Annotated in this window: 3 protein-coding genes; all 3 read right to left on the bottom strand. The window is 62.5% G+C overall.

Going from position 1 to position 2,665, the window contains the following annotated elements; translation table 11 throughout:
* Positions 1-155: 155 nt before the first annotated feature.
* Genes D6877_RS11510 through mpl form a run of 3 tightly spaced genes read right to left on the bottom strand, consistent with a single transcriptional unit; the run spans position 156 to position 2,426 of the window.
* Positions 156-440: a YceK/YidQ family lipoprotein gene (locus tag D6877_RS11510; RefSeq protein ID WP_130910854.1), complete on the bottom strand. Its 285-nt coding sequence runs from the start codon at positions 438-440 to the stop codon at positions 156-158.
* Complete coding sequence (gene ubiX, locus D6877_RS11505; RefSeq protein WP_071173708.1) at positions 433-1,080, bottom strand: flavin prenyltransferase UbiX; 648 nt, start codon at positions 1,078-1,080, stop codon at positions 433-435. Before ubiX ends, D6877_RS11510 begins: the two co-directional genes overlap by 8 nt.
* A complete protein-coding gene (gene mpl / locus D6877_RS11500; protein WP_016773007.1) occupies positions 1,077-2,426 on the bottom strand; it encodes a UDP-N-acetylmuramate:L-alanyl-gamma-D-glutamyl-meso-diaminopimelate ligase in 1,350 nt (449 codons plus the stop codon). The genes ubiX and mpl overlap by 4 nt, the downstream gene beginning before the upstream one ends.
* Positions 2,427-2,665: the final 239 nt, after the last annotated feature.

Here is a 2,665-nt window from a genome sequence, read left to right as displayed (position 1 = left end):
ACAGGATGGGGTGCGGGTGATCGAGTCGGATGAGCTGCGCAAGTTAGGCAAATAACTCCGGGACTTTCAGAACCAAAAGATCGCAGCCTTCGGCAGCTCCCACAGAAGACCCCATTCCCCTGTAGGAGCTGCCGAAGGCTGCGATCTTTTGACCTTTACAATCCACCAGTCGCCTGGAATCCGATGCCAATCACAGTGAGCAACGACAACGGCAACAACAGCGTGTCGAGCAGCGCACTGGCCGGCAGGTCCACTCCCGGATAGCTCGGCGCCTCGGCACCGAACCGGTCCATGGCGCAGCAGCCGCCATTCAACACATACAAATCCAGCCGCGTCCCGGCGTACACCACCGGTGCGCCGGGTTTGGCCGCATCCAGCGTGCGCACGGTAGCGCATCCAGCCAATTGCAGCGCCAGCACGAGCACCAGCAGCTTATTCATCGCTGCTCAGGTGATGCTCGCCCCAACGCGGCAGCATGTCCTGCGGGATGCCGAGCAGATTGAGAATCCGCGCCACAACGAAGTCGATCAGATCATCGATGGTCTGCGGCTGGTGATAGAAGCCCGGCGAGGCCGGCAGAATCGTCACGCCCAGATTCGACAACTTGAGCATGTGCTCCAGATGAATGCTCGAGTACGGCGCCTCACGCGGCACCAGAATCAACTGACGGCGCTCTTTCAGGGTGACGTCCGCCGCGCGTTCGATCAGGTTGTTGCAGGCGCCGGTGGCAATCGCCGACAGCGTGCCGGTCGAGCACGGCACCACCACCATGGCTGCCGGCGCGCCGGAGCCGGAGGCTACCGGCGACATCCAGTCTTCCTTGCCATACACGCGAATCTGCCCGGCAGCGGCGCCGGTATATTCGGTCAGAAAGGCCTGCATCATCTGCGGTTTGTTCGGCAGCGACACGTCGGTCTCGGTGGCCATTACCAGTTGCGCGGCCTTGGAGATCAGGAAGTGCACTTCGCGATCCTCGCGCACCAGGCAATCGAGCAGGCGCAAGCCGTACTGCGCGCCCGAAGCACCGGTCATCGCCAGGGTGATGCGTTCCGGGCCGCCGGCCTGGGAAAAACTGTTCATTGCAGTGCCTCGGCAAGCTTGCCGTGCAGGCCGCCGAAGCCGCCGTTGCTCATGATCACTACGTGAGTGCCGGGCTGCGCCTGGCTCTTCACGCGCTCGATGATGCCTTCCAGCGAATCGCTGACAATCGACGGCACCGTGCACAATGCGGCGGTGGCGCCGAGGTCCCAGCCGAGGTTGGCCGGGGCATACCAGATCACTTGATCGGCATCGACCACACTGTCCGGCAAACCGTCACGGTGGGCGCCGAGCTTCATCGAGTTGGAGCGCGGCTCGATGATCGCAATCAATGGCGCGTCGCCGATGCGTTTGCGCAGACCGTCGAGGGTGGTAGCGATGGCGGTCGGGTGATGGGCAAAGTCGTCGTAAATGGTGATGCCGCGCACCTCGGCGACTTTCTCCATACGGCGCTTGACGTTCTTGAACGCGCTCAACCCGGCGATGCCCATCGACGGCACCACGCCAACATGACGCGCGGCGGCCAGAGCAGCCAGGGCGTTGGCGACGTTGTGTTGACCGGTCAACTCCCACTCGACGGTGCCTTGGGACACGCCTTCGAACATCACTTCGAACGCCGAGCCGTCCTCGCTCAGTAGTTTGACCTGCCACTGACCGCCGGCGCCGGTGGTTTGCACCGGGGTCCAGCAACCCATCTCGATCACGCGCTGCAACGCTGGCTCGGTGGTCGGGTGGATGACCAGACCTTCGCTCGGAATGGTGCGCACCAAGTGGTGGAACTGACGTTCGATGGCCGGCAGATCAGGGAAGATGTCGGCGTGATCGAACTCAAGGTTATTCAGGATCGCGGTGCGTGGACGGTAGTGGACGAATTTCGAGCGCTTGTCGAAGAAGGCGCTGTCGTATTCGTCAGCCTCAATGACAAAGAACGGCGTACCGCCCAGGCGCGCCGATACCGAGAAATTCTGCGGCACGCCGCCAATCAGGAAACCCGGGCTCATGCCGGCATGTTCCAGCACCCAGGCGAGCATGCTGCTGGTGGTGGTCTTGCCGTGGGTACCGGCCACGGCCAATACCCAGCGCCCTTGCAGCACATGGTCAGCCAGCCACTGCGGGCCGGAGACGTACGGCAGGCCTTTGTTCAGCACATATTCCACCGCCGGGTTGCCACGGGACATGGCATTGCCGATCACCACCAGATCCGGCGCCGGATCGAGCTGTGCCGGGTCATAACCCTGCGTCAGCTGAATGCCCTGGGCCTCGAGCTGTGTGCTCATCGGCGGATAGACGTTGGCGTCGGAGCCGGTGACGTGATGGCCCAGCTCTTTGGCCAACACCGCCATCGAGCCCATGAAAGTCCCGCAGATACCCAGAATATGAATGTGCATAGTCGACCTCGTAAAACATGGCCGCAGGTTAGCGTAGGGAGGGGGAAATGGCACTCTTTAGCTGAAGGATGGAGACGGGTTGGCGGCTACATCTACGCACGGCTTCAGACCGCAGCCCCTCACCCCAGCCCTCTCCCGGGGGAGAGGGCGCCGATCTCGGACACCTTCAAATCCTGAGTTCGGCTCGATATTTCAGGTCGGCGTAAATCGGCCCGGCTTTCGATCGCAGCCCCTCACCC

It is taken from the genome of Pseudomonas sp. Sample_9 (assembly GCF_004307535.1).
Classification (GTDB): domain Bacteria; phylum Pseudomonadota; class Gammaproteobacteria; order Pseudomonadales; family Pseudomonadaceae; genus Aquipseudomonas; species Aquipseudomonas mercuritolerans.
The sequence above is the reverse complement of the archived record's forward strand: the minus strand, read 5'-3'. Positions and strand labels throughout refer to the sequence as shown.